Annotated in this window: 12 protein-coding genes and 1 pseudogene; 1 reads left to right on the top strand and 12 read right to left on the bottom strand. The window is 63.9% G+C overall.

Annotation, left to right across the window (positions count from 1 at the left end):
- Positions 1-22: 22 nt before the first annotated feature.
- The 3 genes from AB5Y72_RS19670 to AB5Y72_RS19680 form a co-directional block, all read right to left on the bottom strand.
- Positions 23-586, bottom strand: a complete 564-nt coding sequence (locus AB5Y72_RS19670) for a sugar O-acetyltransferase (RefSeq protein ID WP_325782058.1) — start codon at positions 584-586, stop codon at positions 23-25.
- 163 nt (positions 587-749) lie between these two features.
- Positions 750-1,628, bottom strand: coding sequence for a 50S ribosomal protein L11 methyltransferase (prmA, locus tag AB5Y72_RS19675; RefSeq protein ID WP_219143678.1), 879 nt, complete (start codon positions 1,626-1,628; stop codon positions 750-752).
- 528 nt (positions 1,629-2,156) lie between these two features.
- Complete coding sequence (locus AB5Y72_RS19680) at positions 2,157-3,173, bottom strand: zinc-binding alcohol dehydrogenase family protein (RefSeq protein WP_325782059.1); 1,017 nt, start codon at positions 3,171-3,173, stop codon at positions 2,157-2,159.
- Positions 3,174-3,273: 100 nt separating this feature from the next.
- On the opposite strand from AB5Y72_RS19680, the gene AB5Y72_RS19685 reads away from it, so the two are divergent.
- Positions 3,274-4,149 (top strand): LysR family transcriptional regulator, encoded by an 876-nt coding sequence (locus AB5Y72_RS19685; protein WP_209793284.1) that lies wholly within the window; start codon positions 3,274-3,276, stop codon positions 4,147-4,149.
- Here the strand turns inward: AB5Y72_RS19685 and AB5Y72_RS19690 are convergent, their stop codons facing one another.
- From AB5Y72_RS19690 to AB5Y72_RS19730, 9 genes and pseudogenes are all read right to left on the bottom strand, one after another.
- Positions 4,150-5,574: a PTS transporter subunit EIIC gene (locus AB5Y72_RS19690; RefSeq protein ID WP_042078173.1), complete on the bottom strand. Its 1,425-nt coding sequence runs from the start codon at positions 5,572-5,574 to the stop codon at positions 4,150-4,152.
- An 87-nt stretch (positions 5,575-5,661) separates the two neighbouring features.
- Positions 5,662-7,119, bottom strand: a complete 1,458-nt coding sequence (gene panF / locus AB5Y72_RS19695) for a sodium/pantothenate symporter (protein ID WP_368199495.1) — start codon at positions 7,117-7,119, stop codon at positions 5,662-5,664.
- Positions 7,120-7,192: 73 nt separating this feature from the next.
- Positions 7,193-7,444, bottom strand: a pseudogene (locus AB5Y72_RS19700) (DUF997 family protein); the annotation flags it as partial.
- Between the two features lie 118 nt (positions 7,445-7,562).
- Positions 7,563-8,903: an acetyl-CoA carboxylase biotin carboxylase subunit gene (gene accC / locus AB5Y72_RS19705; protein ID WP_325782060.1), complete on the bottom strand. Its 1,341-nt coding sequence runs from the start codon at positions 8,901-8,903 to the stop codon at positions 7,563-7,565.
- A 15-nt stretch (positions 8,904-8,918) separates the two neighbouring features.
- A complete protein-coding gene (accB, locus tag AB5Y72_RS19710) occupies positions 8,919-9,383 on the bottom strand; it encodes an acetyl-CoA carboxylase biotin carboxyl carrier protein (protein ID WP_209793288.1) in 465 nt (154 codons plus the stop codon).
- Between the two features lie 36 nt (positions 9,384-9,419).
- Positions 9,420-9,869 carry a type II 3-dehydroquinate dehydratase gene (aroQ, locus tag AB5Y72_RS19715; protein WP_325782061.1) on the bottom strand — a complete coding sequence of 150 codons (450 nt, stop codon included), beginning with the start codon at positions 9,867-9,869 and terminating at the stop codon, positions 9,420-9,422.
- A gap of 347 nt (positions 9,870-10,216) precedes the next feature.
- Positions 10,217-12,163, bottom strand: coding sequence for an acetate--CoA ligase (acs, locus tag AB5Y72_RS19720; RefSeq protein WP_325782062.1), 1,947 nt, complete (start codon positions 12,161-12,163; stop codon positions 10,217-10,219).
- A 173-nt stretch (positions 12,164-12,336) separates the two neighbouring features.
- On the bottom strand, positions 12,337-14,127 hold the full coding sequence (locus AB5Y72_RS19725; protein ID WP_325782063.1) for an EAL domain-containing protein: 1,791 nt from the start codon (positions 14,125-14,127) through the stop codon (positions 12,337-12,339).
- 105 nt (positions 14,128-14,232) lie between these two features.
- Positions 14,233-14,601, bottom strand: coding sequence for a hypothetical protein (locus AB5Y72_RS19730; protein ID WP_325782064.1), 369 nt, complete (start codon positions 14,599-14,601; stop codon positions 14,233-14,235).
- Between the last annotated feature and the right edge of the window lie 7 nt (positions 14,602-14,608).

Here is a 14,608-nt window from a genome sequence, read left to right on the forward strand (position 1 = left end):
CTTGAGATCAGCGTGATGGGGGTTACTGGGCGCTGTGCTTTGCCCTGGCTGTCAGCACCCGGGCCGGGTTGCCCACCACCCGGGCGCCGGGCGGTACGTCTCTGGTCACCACAGATCCGGCGCCGACGATGGCCTCCCGCCCCAGGGTGACTCCGGGCAGCAGGATGGCGCCGCCGCCTATCCAGACCCTGTCCTCTATGGTGACCGGCAGCGCCGTCTCCACTCCCTGGATGCGCTCATCGGCGTCCAGCGCGTGGGCGGCGGTATAGATCTGCACGTTCGGCCCGATCATGACGTTGGCGCCGATGCGTATGGGGGCGTTGTCCAGCAGGGTGGCGCCCATGTTGATGTAGGAGCCCTTGCCCAGGTGGATGTGGCGGCCATAGGTGCAGTAGAGGGGTGGGCAGATGAAGGCGTTCTCTGCCAGCTCGCCAACCAGATCCGCCAGCAGTGCCCGCTGTTCAGCCTCATCTTCCGCCTGATTGAAGCGGCGATACAGGCGCGCCGTCTCCCGGCGCAAGGCGTCCAGCTCCGGCGCCATGCAGTTGTAGGGTTGGCTGCTGATCATCTTCTGGTATTCGGTCATGACTGGGCCTCTATGATGGGGACGCTCGATGTTAATCCCTCAGCGGCCAGAGAGGCGTGAGCCATCCCCCAGAGTGGGCAAAGGGGAGATACAACAAGAGCACCGTCCGGTGCTCTTGTTTGATAAACATGCCCGCTTGCCGCCCTGATGGCGGGCGCCGCCCTTAGCCGTGCTTGCGGCCGGAGAGGCGGCACCACTCCTCCTTCACCGCGGTCGGGTCCATGTCGAACCACTGGCCGTAGATGAGCTCCAGCTCCTGGGCCTGGCTCTCCAGCACGCCGGAGAGCGCCATCAGGCTGCCGGGCTTGCCGTGGCCGGCGATGAGCGGGGCCAGTTCGCGCAGCGGGCCGGCCAAGATGTTGGCGACCACCACGTCTGCTTCGACATCTTGCGGCTGATCCGCCGGCAGATAGAGTTCGATCTGATCGGCGACGCCATTGCGCATCGCGTTGTCACGGCTCGCCTGGATGGCCTGCGGGTCGATGTCGATGCCGATGACCCGGGCTGCGCCGAGCTTCAGGGCGGCGATGCCGAGGATGCCGGAGCCGCAACCGAAGTCCACCACCGTCTTGCCCGCGAGATCCAGCCCGTCCAGCCACTGCAGGCAGAGCGCCGTGGTGGGGTGGGTGCCGGTACCGAAGGCCAGGCCCGGGTCCAGCATGACGTTGACCGCATCGGGGTTGGGCACGTCGCGCCAGCTCGGGCAGATCCAGAGCCGCTCGCCGAACTGCATGGGGTGGAAGTGATCCATCCATTCGCGCACCCAGTCCTTGTCCTCCAGCTGCTCGACCTTGTAGCCCACATCCTCACCGAAGATCTGCTGGAAGAAGGCGATGGTGGGGGCCGGGTCGGTTTCGGCGTCGAACAGCCCCATTACCTCGGTCTCGCCCCAGAGCGGGGTCTCGCCGGGCATGGGTTCATAGACGGGCACATCCTTGGCATCCATAAAGGTCACCGCCTGGGCTCCACGCCCCAGCAGCATGTTGCTCACCTTGTCCGCGGTCTTGGCGGTGGCGTTGATTCGAATTTGTATCCAGGGCATGGCGTCGACTCTTCATAAATGTGAAACCGCGGGATTCTACCATCATGGGCCTGTGCTGTCGTGGTCTGCCCGTGGCGGCATGGGGAAGGAGGGCACTTCTGCCAAGTTGGCACGATTAGTGTATTCCCTACTGGGTGACGGGAAGCAACTTGTTCCCGCTGAATGCTTTGCTCTATGAAGTTCCGTCATCTTTTTTCAGCCACCTTCGGGTGGCTTTTTTTATGGAAAGGCGGGGAATATCGGCGAATTGGCGGTAAAAATAAGGTATTGGCACGCTATCTGCAAAGATGGATATGTCCTGCATAAGGATATGTGTGTGATTGTTACCCCAACGTTCAGGTTTTTTAGGGCCATCCCAACGGGATGGCCCCTTTTTTTATGATTTTTGCCGGGAAAGCCCCGCTATCTGGGGGCAGGGCCTGCCGCAGCTGTGCACTCTTGGGGCTTGTCACTGGTGATTTCACCCCATGATGGTGCATTTTTTACCCATAAGGGAATAGAGGCTATCAAGCCCGGCCTTGCACTGCCTCAGCGATCGAAACCGCTCATGTCGATCACCAGCTTGCCCACCATGCGGCCGGCCTCCAGCTCGCGATGGGCCTGCGCCAGGGTGGCGGGGGTCAGCTCGGGCAGCGTCCTGGTGAGGGTGGTCTTGAGCACCCTCTCGTCGACCAGGGCCGCGACCCGGCCGAGCAGGTGGTGTTGCTCGATCATGTCCGGGGTCTGGAACAGGGAGCGGGTGAACATGAACTCCTGGCTGAAGGTGACGCTCTTGGGCTTGAGCCGGGCCAGGTCCCAGGGCTCGCTGGATTCGGCGATGGTGCAGATGTGACCGAAGGGGCGGATGAGGCTCGCCATGGCGTCCCAGTGCTGTTCGGTGGCATTGGTGCAGAAGATGGCGTCCACCTGGCTGATGCCAAGGGCGGCCAGCTCTGCCTGCAGCTTGTGATGACTCACTACCCGGTGGGCGCCCATGGCCAGGCACCACTCCCGGGTTTCAGGCCGCGAGGCGGTGGCGATCACCTCCATATTGGTGAGCTGGCGGGCCAGCTGGATGGCGATGGAACCGACCCCACCTGCGCCGCCGATGATGAGCAGGCGCCCCTGGCTCTCAAGATTCAGGCCGATGCGCTCGAACAGGGCCTCCCAGGCGGTGATGGCGGTGAGCGGCAGGGCGGCGGCCTGGGTGTCGCTCAGGGTCCGGGGTGCGAGGGCGGCGATGCGCTCGTCCACCAGTTGCAGGGCGCTGTTGCTGCCCGGGCGGCTGATGTCGCCCGCGTACCAGACCCGGTCGCCCGTCTTGAACAGGGTGACGTCGCTGCCGACGGCGATCACTTCCCCCACGGCGTCCCAGCCCAGGACGCGGGGGCTGCTTTCAACCTTGTCCTTGGGAGCGCGCACCTTGGTGTCGACCGGATTGATGGAGGTGGCGTTGACCCGTACCAGCAGATCCCGCGGGCCCGGTGTCGGGTCGGGCAGATCGCTCTCGATGAAGCAGTGGGGGTGGTCGCTTGGCAGATAGTGCGTGAGGGCGATGGCTTTCATGGCTTTTCCTTTCAAATAGCAGTGTTCGGGATTGCCACTCACTCTAGTCTGGATGATTATCAAGATTAAGATGGGTAATTAATAAAGACTGTTTGAATATATGAACAATAATGCCGAGCTGGAGCTGATGGGACTGTTCGCCACCGTGGTGGAGCAGGGGAGCTTTACCAGGGCGGCCGAGGTGCTCGGCATGCCCAAGTCCTCGGTGAGCCAGAAGATCTCGCGCCTCGAGTCCCGCCTCGGGGTCCGCCTGCTGCAGCGCACCACCCGCAGGCTGAGTCTGACGCCCCAGGGGGAGGTCTATGTGGAGCATTGCCAGGGGCTGCTGACCCTGGCGCGCAGCGCCAACCTGGCCATGGCCAGGCTGCGCTCGGCCCCGGCGGGCCGGGTGCGGATCACCGCGCCCGAGGCCACCGGCACCCTGCTGCTCGGCCGGATCCTGGCAGAGTTTCGCGCCCTCTATCCCGAGGTGGTGCTGGAGCTGACCCTCTGCGATGAACAGCTGGATCTGGTGGGGGAGGGCTACGATCTGGCGCTGCGGGCGGCGCCGCTGAAGGATTCCAGCCTCATCTGCCGGCGCATCGGCCAGGTGGCGCGCCATCTGGTGGCGGCCCCTGGCTACCTGGCGAGCCACGGCACGCCGCAGCAGCTCTCTGAACTGGAGTTGCATGCCTGCCTGGTACACGGCTCCTTGCCGGTGTGGCCGCTGCAGGAGGGGGGCTGGCGACCCCAGGGGGCCTGTCTTAGCAACAGCCTGCTGGCGCTGCGGGAGCTGGCGCTCCATGAAGGGGGGATAGCCCTGCTGCCGGCCCACGTCTGTCGTGACGATCTGGCGGCGGGGCGGCTGTGCAAGGTGCTGCCGGAGCTCCCCATTCCCCCCAATCCCTTCTACCTCATCTACCCGAGCCGGGAGCACCTGGCGCCCGCCCTGCGCAGCCTGATGGACTTCGTCGCCGAGCGTTTGCCCTTCGCCTGATCACTGGTGCTGGCCGAGGGGGGCCTGGGCGGGTTCGAGGCCGAGGGGGACCGACTGGCGCTCAGCCAGCATGCGGATCTGCCCCTCGATCAGGCCGGCATTGGGGCCGAGCACCAGCACCAGCTGATGTTCATTCAGCACTATCCAGGAGAGGCAGCCCAGCCTGGCCAGGCAGGATTGATCCACCAGCGCCATCTCCCGCACCCGCAGGCTGAGGCGGGTCAGGCAGACGCTCATGGCCTGCAGGTTGTCCATGCCCCCCAGCATCTTGAGGTACTGGATGGCCAGCATCTGGGGGTCCGTGGGGGCCACGGTGGCGAGCTGGGGCAACTCTTCGGCGATGGGCTTGCCCGGCAGGCTTAAGGGCGCGTGCTCCAGCAGCCGGGAGAAGAGCAGGGCGTAGATGACGAAGAACAGGATGCCGAGGGGGATGAGCCAGAAACTGTGCTCACCGTACTGGTAGCTCAGCACCAGATCCAGCAGCCCGGCGGAGAAGTAACTGCCCACCTGGATGCCGAGGCCGTTGCAGATGGCGAGCGACAGTCCGGTCAGCAGGGCGTGGGCCAGGAACAGCCAGGGGGCGGTGAAGGCGAACAGAAACTCGATGGGCTCGGTGATGCCCACGAGGGCAGAGGTGAGCGCCAGGGTGAGCAGCAGCCCCCCCTGCGGCAGCTGCCGCATCCGCTGGCGATGGAGCCAGATGGCGAAACAGGCACCGGGCAGGCCGAACATGATAACGGGGTAGAGCCCGGCTACGTAGCCTTCGTGCAGCGGCTGGGCGGTGGAGAGGGCCTGCAGGTTGCTCTCCCCCAGGCCGATGAGACTGCCCAGCACCTGGTGCAGGCCGAGGGGGATCAGCAGCCGATTCAGCACGCCGTAGCAGAAGGCGCCGAAGGGGGTGGTGAGCAGGTCCGAGGCGAGCAGGGTGATGCCATCTTCCAGCAGCGGCCAGAGGAGCGAGAGGGGGATCACCAGCAACAGACAGGCGAGCGCCGAGAGCAGCATGCCCGGCAGGTCCTCCTGCAAGGGGCGAAGCCAGCCCGGCAGGCGCAGGCTGCGGGCCCGGGAGCAGACCAGCGCCGTGACGAGGCCGGACAGCAGGCCGCAGATCATGTCCGCATGCAGCCCGGGCGCCAGGGTGCCGAGGGCCGAGCTCAGCAGCAGGAAGTTGACCGCACCTGCGAGGGCCTGGGCTCCCTGTCCCTGGCGGCTCAGTCCGAAGGCGATGGCCACGGCATAGATGAGCGGCATCTGGCTGAACAGGGCGCGACCGGCGAGGGAGAGCACGGCCAGATCCAGCACGTCAGGCTGACCAAGCCGGTACAGCAGGGCGGCCAGGGGCAGGATGGAGACGGGCAGCAGCAGGGCATAGCCGAGCCGTTGCAGGGACTGGGTCAGGATCTTTCTGGCGTTCGGAACTGGCATGGGGGCACGGTATTTGTGACGTGGCGCACATTTTACCCGTGGGCCCTCATTTGGGAATAGGCGAGGGGTCCTTTATTGATCCTTTTCTTAATTTTGATCAAACAATCGGCGTACCGCCTGATCCGGGGGCGGGGTGAGCAGGCTAACCAGCACGAAGGCGACGAGCCCGAGCCCCAGGCTGGGCACGATGGCGTGCAGGCCGGCCAGCTTGATCCCCCACTGGCTCAGGGCGGTGTAGCAGAGGATGCCGCTCGCCATGCTGGCCAGGGCCCCTGGCCCGTTGGCCCGCGACCAGTAGAGGCCGAGCACCAGCGGCCAGAGGAACACCGCCTGCAGGCCGCCGAAGGCGAGCAGGTTGAGCCAGATGATCATCTCGGGGGGCTGCAACGCCGCCAGCAGCACCAGGGTGCCGAGGATCAGGGTGCAGAGCAGGGAGAGCCTGGGTACCCGCACCTCCAGCCTCTCCTGGCGGGGGTTGAGGTAGTTGAGGTAGAGATCTTTCACCAGGGTCGCAGAGGCCTGGATCAGCTGGGAGTCGATGGTGGACATGATGGCCGCCATGGGCGCCGCCAGGAAGACCCCGGCCAGCCAGGGGGGCAGCACCTCCATCATGAGGGAGGGCATGATCTTGTCCGGGCTGTCCATGCCGGGCAGGATGGCGCGGCCCAGGGCCCCGGCCAGGTGCATGCCGAACATCAGCAGGGCGCAGACTATGGTGCCGATGAGGATGCCGCGGTGCAGCGCCTTGCTGTCGCGATAGCCGAAACAGCGCAGGGCGGAGTGGGGCAGCCCCACCACCCCGATGCAGACCAGCACCCAGAAGCTCAGCATGAAGGGCTGGGTCAGCATGTCGTCGGCCCCTTGCGGGCTCACCAGCTTGGGATCGATCTCCTTGAGCTGGTGGACAAGGTTCGGCAATCCGTCACCTGCGATGAGGATCCCCGCCAGCAGGGCCCCGGTGCCGATGAGCATGACGATGCCCTGCAGGGCATCCGTCATCACCACGGCGCGAAAGCCACCGATCACCGTGTAGAGCAGCACGCAGCTGGCAAACAGGAAGAGCCCCTGCTGGTAGGAGAGGCCGGTGGCCGCCTCCAGCAGACGGGCTCCGCCGATGAACTGCACCACCATTGTCGCGATAAAGGCCAGGATGATGGTGACGGAGCCCAGGATCACCACGGCCCGGCTCTGGTAGCGGGCCCAGAGCATGTCGTTGATGGTCACCGCATTGATCCGGCGGGCGATGATGGCAAACTTCTTGCCGAGCACTCCCAGGGTGAGCCAGACGGTGGGCAGCTGGATCATGGCCAGCAGCACCCAGCCGAGGCCGACCTTGTAGGCGGCGCCGGGGCCGCCGATAAAGGACGATGCAGACGTATAAGTGGCCACCAGCGTCATGGCGAGCACCAGGCCCCCCATGCTGCGGTTGCCGATGAAGTACTCCTGCACGAAGTCGCCGGCGATACGGTGACGACTGGCCCAGAATCCCACTCCCAGCACCAGCACCAGGTAGACCACCAACGGCAGCATCAGCTCAAGATTCATGGCGGTGCTCCTCGTGGGCGGGAGAGGGGGTGTCATGGAGGCGATGCTGGGTCATGGGGTCGCCCGCCTGTCCCGGCTCGGGGTCGGTGAGCGGCGCCTCGGTATCCAGGGGAATGTCGACGAACAGGCGATCCACCATGAGGGCACAGAGGCCGATGAACAGCAGCGGCATCAGGATGCAGCTGAGCAGAAACCAGAGCGGCATCTCCCAGAGCTCGAGATCCTCGGGGATGAAATAAGCCGAGCCATACCAGGCAAGGAAATAGAGCAGGGTGAGCAGCAGGCAGAGGGCTGCTTCCCGGCGGGCGAGTGCGAAGCGGTTCACTGTGGCCTCCGACGAGTGAGCGGGGCGCAAGAATAACAAAAAAGGGCCATGTCGCCATGGCCCTTTTCATTTGTCGATCCTGCCGGATCGGACACACATCGTGTTAGATGCCAGTCTGTTACAGACCCAGCTTCTTGTGCAGGTAGTGGATATTGGTCCCACCGTGCTGGAAGTTCTCGTCCTTCATGATCTCTTTTTGCAGGGCGATGTTGGTCTTGATCCCTTCCACCACCAGCTCGTCCAGAGAGTGACGCATGCGGGCGATGGCCACGTCGCGGTTCTCGCCGTAACAGATCAGCTTGCCGATCATGGAGTCGTAGTAGGGCGGCACCTTGTAACCCGCATAGATGTGGGATTCCCAACGCACCCCCAGACCGCCCGGCGCGTGGAAGCGCTGGATGAGACCGGGAGAGGGCAGGAAGGTGGCCGGATCCTCGGCATTGATCCGGCACTCGATGGCATGGCCACGGAGGCGGATGTCCTGCTGGGTGATCGACAGGGGCTGGCCGGCGGCGATGCGCAGCTGCTCCTTGATGAGGTCGACGCCGGTGACCATCTCGGTGACCGGGTGCTCCACCTGGATACGGGTGTTCATCTCGATGAAGTAGAACTCGCCGTTCTCGTACAGGAACTCGAAGGTGCCCGCACCGCGGTAGCCTATCTCGAGACAGGCGCGCACGCAGCGTTCGCCGATGAACTTGCGCATCTCTTCGGTGATGCCGGGAGCCGGCGCCTCTTCCACCACCTTCTGGTGGCGGCGCTGCATGGAGCAGTCCCGCTCACCCAGGTAGAGGGCGGTTCCCTGGCCGTCTGCCAGCACCTGGATCTCGATGTGGCGCGGGTTCTCCAGGTACTTCTCCATGTAGACCATGTCGTTCTTGAAGAACTGGCCCGCTTCGGATTTGGTCAGGGCGATGGCGGCGGCCAGCTCGGACTCGCTGCGCACCACGCGCATGCCGCGACCACCACCGCCACCGGCGGCCTTGATGATCACCGGATAGCCGATGCGCTTGGCGATGGCGGCGTTGCGCTTGGCATCGTTGTCCACCGGGCCGTCGGAGCCGGGTACGCAGGGCACGCCCGCCTTCTTCATCGCCTCGATGGCGGAGACCTTGTCACCCATCAGGCGAATGGTCTCGGCGCGCGGGCCGATGAAGATGAAGCCGGATTTCTCGACCACTTCGGCAAAGTCGGCGTTCTCGGAGAGGAAGCCGTAGCCCGGGTGGATGGCGACGGCACCGGTCACCTCGGCGGCGGCGATGATGGCCGGCACGTTGAGGTAGGACTCACCGCTGGCAGGTTTGCCGATGCAGATGGTTTCGTCGGCCAGGAGCACATGCTTGAGCTCCCGATCGGCAGTGGAGTGAACGGCCACTGTCTTGATCCCGAGCTCTTTGCAGGCGCGCAGGATCCGCAGGGCAATTTCACCGCGGTTGGCGATGACTACTTTGTCCAACATGGGTGGCATTTTCCCTTATTCGATGATGAACAGCGGCTCGTCAAACTCGACGGCCTGACCATTTTCAACCAGGATCGCTTTGATCACGCCGGCCTTGTCAGACTCGATTTGGTTCATCATTTTCATGGCTTCGACGATGCACAGGGTGTCGCCGACATTGACGTGCTGACCGACTTCCACGAACGGCTTGGCTTCCGGGCTGGAGGAGCGGTAGAAGGAGCCCACCATGGGGGAGCGCATCAGATGACCGCTCGGAGCGGCATCGGCAGCGGGCGCTGCGGCAGCGGCCGGGGCCGCGGCAACCGGAGCGGCGGCCTGTTGCACCGGTGCCGGCTGCATCATCATCTGCGGGGCAACGCTAACCTGGCCGGAGAAATTGCGGCTGATGCGAACGGACTCTTCCCCTTCGGAGATTTCCAGCTCGGCGATGCCGGACTCTTCAACCAGTTCAATCAGCTTCTTGATTTTGCGGATATCCATTAGCATTCTCTTTCTTCTTTATCTGATCAGTGATTATCAAGCCGCGCGCAACTGATGCACGGCCGCGGTTAAAGCGAAATGGTAGCCATCGGCACCCAACCCGCAGATCACCCCCTTGGCGACATCAGACAGATAGGAGTGATGACGGAAGGGCTCCCTGGCATGAACGTTTGACAGGTGAACCTCGATAAAGGGGATAGCCACACCCAGCAGGGCATCGCGCAGGGCAACGCTGGTGTGGGTGAAGGCGGCGGGATTGATGATGATGAAATCCACCTGGCCCATGGCCTGATGGATGCGGCCGATCAGCTCGTGTTCGGCGTTGGATTGCAGATGTTCCAGGGTGACACCGAGTTCGCTGGCGCGAGCGGCCAGATCGACGACGATCTCATCGAGCGTCTTGCTGCCGTAGATTCCCGGTTCCCGCTTGCCCAGCAGATTCAGATTGGGGCCGTTGAGCAGGAGGATTCGGTGATGTTGCGACATATTGAGTACATCCTCGATGATTATGCTGCTATCTATCAGCTATCTGTGGACTACCAGAAATCTAGCCAATTTTTGCACAAATCGGTGTGCCCTGACACACAGATTTCGCAATTATATTGATTTCGTGAAAATTAGCAGCATTTTACTGGTCTAATCTCTACATCTGGCTATTTATTGAACTCCTGCCTCCTGCCTCCTGCCTCCTGCCTCCTGCCTCCTGCCTCCTGCCTCCTGCCTCCTGCCTCCTGCCTCCTGCCTCCTGCCGTGTCGGGGTTCTCTGCCCTGTACGGGCTCCAGACGCAACAAAGCCGGCACGTGGCCGGCTCTGCGGTGGAAGGGGAAGAGACTCACGCCGCTTCCGACTTCTCGCGGATCAGCTTGTCCACGACGCCCGGATCCGCCAGGGTGGAGATATCCCCCAGGCTGTCGGTCTCGCCGGTGGCGATCTTGCGAAGGATACGGCGCATGATCTTGCCGGAGCGGGTCTTGGGCAGCCCCTCGGCCCAGTGGATCACGTCCGGGGTGGCGATGGCGCCTATCTCCTTGCGCACCCACTCTTTGACCTCTTTATGCAGCTCGCGGCTCGGCTCCTCCCCGGCGATCAGGGTGACATAGGCATAGATGCCCTGACCCTTGATCTCGTGGGGCACCCCCACCACGGCCGCCTCGGCGATTTTCGGATGGGCCACCAGGGCCGATTCGATCTCGGCGGTGCCCATGCGGTGGCCGGAGACGTTCAGTACATCATCCACCCGGCCGGTGATCCAGTAGTAGCCATCCTCGTCGCGACGGGCGCCGTCGCCGGTGAAGTAGCGACCCGGGAAGGTGGAGAAGTAAGTCTGCTCGAAGCGCTCGTGATCGCCGAACACGGTGCGCATCTGGCCGGGCCAGGAGTCGGTGATCACCAGGTTGCCCTCGGTGGCCCCCTCCAGCGGTTCGCCCAGGTTGTCCACCAGGGCCGGCTGTACCCCGAAGAAGGGGCGGGTGGCGGAGCCGGGCTTCAGCGCGGTGACGCCGGGCAGGGGGCTGATCAGGATGCCGCCGGTCTCGGTCTGCCACCAGGTGTCGACGATGGGGCAGCGCTCGTCCCCTATGGTGCGGTAGTACCACTCCCAGGCTTCCGGGTTGATGGGTTCACCCACCGACCCCATGATGCGCAGGCTGGTACGGGAGGTGCCTTCGACGGCCTCCTTGCCCTTGGCCATCAGGGCGCGGATCGCGGTCGGAGCGGTATAGAGGATGCTGACCTGATGCTTGTCCACCACCTGGCTCATGCGGTTGGTGGCCGGGTAATTCGGCACCCCTTCGAACATGAGCGTGGTGGCGCCGTTGGCGAGCGGCCCGTAGACCAGGTAGGAGTGGCCGGTGACCCAGCCCACGTCGGCGGTACACCAGTAGATGTCCTCCTCGTGGTAGTCGAACACGTACTTGAAGGTGAGGGCGGCATAGACCAGGTAGCCGCCCGTGGTGTGCAGCACCCCCTTGGGCTTGCCGGTGGAGCCGGAGGTGTAGAGCACGAACAGGGGATCTTCGGCCCCCATGGCCTCGGGCGGACAATCCGGGCTGGCGGCGGCGACGGCATCGTGCCACCAGATGTCCCTGTGACCATGCCAGGCGACGTTGCCGCCGGTGCGCTTGAGCACGATCACCTTGCTGACCCGGGTCTCCGGGTGGGTGAGCGCCTCGTCCACGTTCTTCTTGAGGGGGATGGGACGGCCGCCGCGCAGCCCCTCGTCGGCAGTGATGACGATGGTGGCCCCGGAGTCGATGATGCGACCCGAGAGCGCTTCCGGCGAGAAGCCGCCGAAGACGATGCTGTGCACTGCCCCGATGCGGGTACAGGCCAGCATGGCGATGGCCGCTTCTGGCACCATGGGCATGTAGAGACAGACCATGTCGCCGCGTTTGACCCCCTGGGCCTTGAGCACGTTGGCAAACTTGCACACCTCAAGGTGCAGCTCACGGTAGGTGATCTTGCGATCCTCGGCCGGGTTGTCCCCTTCCCAGATGATGGCGACCTTGTCGCCACGCTCGCTCAAGTGGCGATCCAGGCAGTTGGCCGATACGTTGAGCAGGCCGTCCTCGTACCACTTGATGGAGACGTGGCCCGGATCGTAGGAGGTGTTCTTGACGCGGGTGTAGGGGGTCATCCAGTCGAGGATCCTGCCCTGCTCCCCCCAGAAGGCGTCCGGATCCTGCACAGACGCCTGATACATGGCTTCATAACCTTCCTTGTCCAGCAGGGCGCCGCTGCCGATGTGGGCCTTGACCGGGTAGACCTTGCTCTCGCTCATCTCTCACTCCTGTGAATACATTTTTTTAATGATTGAGTAACAACTTATACCTTTGGTGCCGGAGGGCAATTAGACTTTTGGATAGCGACGAGGCGGGCCGGTCGACATGGCCCGAGGGGAGTACGAAGAAGGGAGCCTGGGGCTCCCTTCTGTCATTGGGCTGTCCGGGATCCTCAATGCCGTATGGCGAGCATGGAGGCCATGTGGGGCTCCGGCAGGGGGTGGCTGAACAGGTAGCCCTGGCCTTCCTCGCAGCGCAGGGATTGCAGGAACTGGCGTTGAGGCTGGGTTTCGATCCCCTCCGCCGTGACCACCATGTCAAGGGAGCTGGCCAGCTGGACTATGGTGCGACACAGCTCCCGGCTGTGCTTGTCGTCGGGCAGCGCCTGGACGAAGGCCCTGTCTATCTTGATGCGATCGATGGGCAGACTCTTGAGCAGGCTCAGGGAAGAGAAGCCGGTTCCGAAGTCGTCGATGGCGATCTGCACCCCCAGCGCCTTGAGGCGGGTGAAGAGGCGCAGGCTGTGATCCACGCTCTGAATGATGCTCTCTGTCACCTCGATCTCCAGCCGCTCGGCGGGGAAGCCGGTCTCGGCCAGGATGGCGGTGACCCGCTCCACGTAGTCGGGAGAGCGCATTTCCCTGACCGACACGTTGACCGACAGCCTGGGAACGCTGAAGCCCTCGGCCAGCCACTTCTGCCCCTGCTGACAGGCGGTGCGCATCACCCACTCCCCGAGCTGCTCGATGAGGCCGCACTCCTCCGCCACCGGGATGAACTTGGCGGGGGAAATCATGCCCAGGCTGGGATGCTGCCAGCGCACCAGGGCTTCGAGACCGCTGAGGTTGCCATGGGCGAGATCCGCCATGGGCTGGTAGAGCAGGCGAAACTGCTGCTGTTCCATGGCCTTGAGCAGCCCCTGCTCCAGCAGCATCCGTTCCCTGATCTGCGCCGTCATGTCCGGGGAGTGGAACAGATAGCCGTTGCGACCCCGGCGCTTGGCCTCGTGCATGGCATTGTCCGCCGCACTGATGAGACTGTCCGGGGTCTGGCCATGCTCCGGATAGAGGGAGACGCCTATGCTGGCCGAGAGTCTCACCCGCTCCTGCCCGATGTCGGCGGGATCGTGCAGCCTGCGTTGCAGCCGTTCGATCAGCCCCACCAGTTCCTGCGGCTCCCTGATGCCTGGGAGCAGCACCAGAAACTCGTCCGCCCCCAGCCGGATGGCGACATCCCCGGGGCGCAGGCAGTGGCGGATGCGATCCGCCGACAGCTTGAGCAGCTGATCGCCGGCGTTGTGCCCCAGGTTGTCGTTGATGAGCTTGAAGCCGTCGAGATCGATGAAGAGCAGCGCCAGGGCGTGCCGGTTCAGGCGGGCCGTCGCGATCTCCATGGCGAGTCGCTCCTGCAGCAGGTGGCGATTGCCGAGGTCGGTGAGGGGATCGTGATAGGAGAGGTGCTGCAGTCTGGCCTCCATCTGGTAGAGCCGCTGTACATGGTGATGGGTCATCTCCTGGATCCCGAGAGGACCGGGCACTCCGGGGGGGAGGCGGGGCACGGGGACGAGCTCGCGCATGATGAGAAAGAGGCCGTTGAAGATACCGTCGTCATCCAGCACCGGGCTGCAGCTCAGGTGCCACCGTCTCGGCGGCGCGGAATGAGTGGCCTCCATGTCGTCCAGCTCCACGTCGACCTGCACAGCGCCATGGCGCAGTTGCTGAAGCAAAGGGGCCAGCAGGGGGGCCTGGGCCGGACTGATTTCAAGCAGCGTCTTGCCGACGTGGTCCGCCTGGGGGAGGCCGCTTCGCTCGGCAAAGCTGGCGTTGACGCCACGGCATCTGAACTCTCGATCGAACACGCCAATGCCAAACGGGGCCTGCTCGAACAACCGTTGCAACTCGTGAAGGGAGAGCGGGCCTGACAGATGCGGTGTCGGAACCGATTCGGGTAGCACTTTTTCCATGGAGGCTCCTGAATTGATTTCTTTGTCATTTGGACGGCTGTGTCAGTATGGCATGAAGTTTCAGGAGAGAAAGAAAGTGTGGGGAGGAGTTAAATCAACGGGATGTCAGCCTTTCTGGCGACCAAAGGCCTGGATGCCCCGCACGAACACGAGCCAGCCTACCAGATGAAACGGCAGCGCCATGGCGTAGAGCAGCAGCCAGTGACTCTCCGTGCCGCTGCTGTTGATGAAGCCGATCCAGGTGGCCAGCAGGGCCAGCATGCCCGCGATCTGGAAGCGGCGGCGCAGTACCACTTCCACCCCGAGATTGGCGAGGTAGAGGGTCAGCAGTATGCCGGCAAAACCGGTGAGCTGGGCGGTGCCGTAGAGTGCCCGATCCGGATTGAACAGCAGGACGACGAGGGGGGTAATGCCCTGATCCAGCGGGATCAGGGCCAGCAGCCAGCAGGCGATCAGCAGCAGGGCTGTCTTCATGGCGGGC

It is taken from the genome of Aeromonas sp. R7-4 (assembly GCF_040908055.1).
Classification (GTDB): Bacteria; Pseudomonadota; Gammaproteobacteria; order Enterobacterales; family Aeromonadaceae; genus Aeromonas; species Aeromonas sanarellii.

Coding starts and splice junctions, on each gene's coding strand:
- AB5Y72_RS19670 (WP_325782058.1), bottom strand. CDS start 586: ATGACCGAATACCAGAAGATGATCAGCAGCCAACCCTACAACTGCATG.
- prmA (WP_219143678.1), bottom strand. CDS start 1,628: ATGCCCTGGATACAAATTCGAATCAACGCCACCGCCAAGACCGCGGAC.
- AB5Y72_RS19680 (WP_325782059.1), bottom strand. CDS start 3,173: ATGAAAGCCATCGCCCTCACGCACTATCTGCCAAGCGACCACCCCCAC.
- AB5Y72_RS19685 (WP_209793284.1), top strand. CDS start 3,274: ATGAACAATAATGCCGAGCTGGAGCTGATGGGACTGTTCGCCACCGTG.
- AB5Y72_RS19690 (WP_042078173.1), bottom strand. CDS start 5,574: ATGCCAGTTCCGAACGCCAGAAAGATCCTGACCCAGTCCCTGCAACGG.
- panF (WP_368199495.1), bottom strand. CDS start 7,119: ATGAATCTTGAGCTGATGCTGCCGTTGGTGGTCTACCTGGTGCTGGTG.
- accC (WP_325782060.1), bottom strand. CDS start 8,903: ATGTTGGACAAAGTAGTCATCGCCAACCGCGGTGAAATTGCCCTGCGG.
- accB (WP_209793288.1), bottom strand. CDS start 9,383: ATGGATATCCGCAAAATCAAGAAGCTGATTGAACTGGTTGAAGAGTCC.
- aroQ (WP_325782061.1), bottom strand. CDS start 9,869: ATGTCGCAACATCACCGAATCCTCCTGCTCAACGGCCCCAATCTGAAT.
- acs (WP_325782062.1), bottom strand. CDS start 12,163: ATGAGCGAGAGCAAGGTCTACCCGGTCAAGGCCCACATCGGCAGCGGC.
- AB5Y72_RS19725 (WP_325782063.1), bottom strand. CDS start 14,127: ATGGAAAAAGTGCTACCCGAATCGGTTCCGACACCGCATCTGTCAGGC.
- AB5Y72_RS19730 (WP_325782064.1), bottom strand. CDS start 14,601: ATGAAGACAGCCCTGCTGCTGATCGCCTGCTGGCTGCTGGCCCTGATC.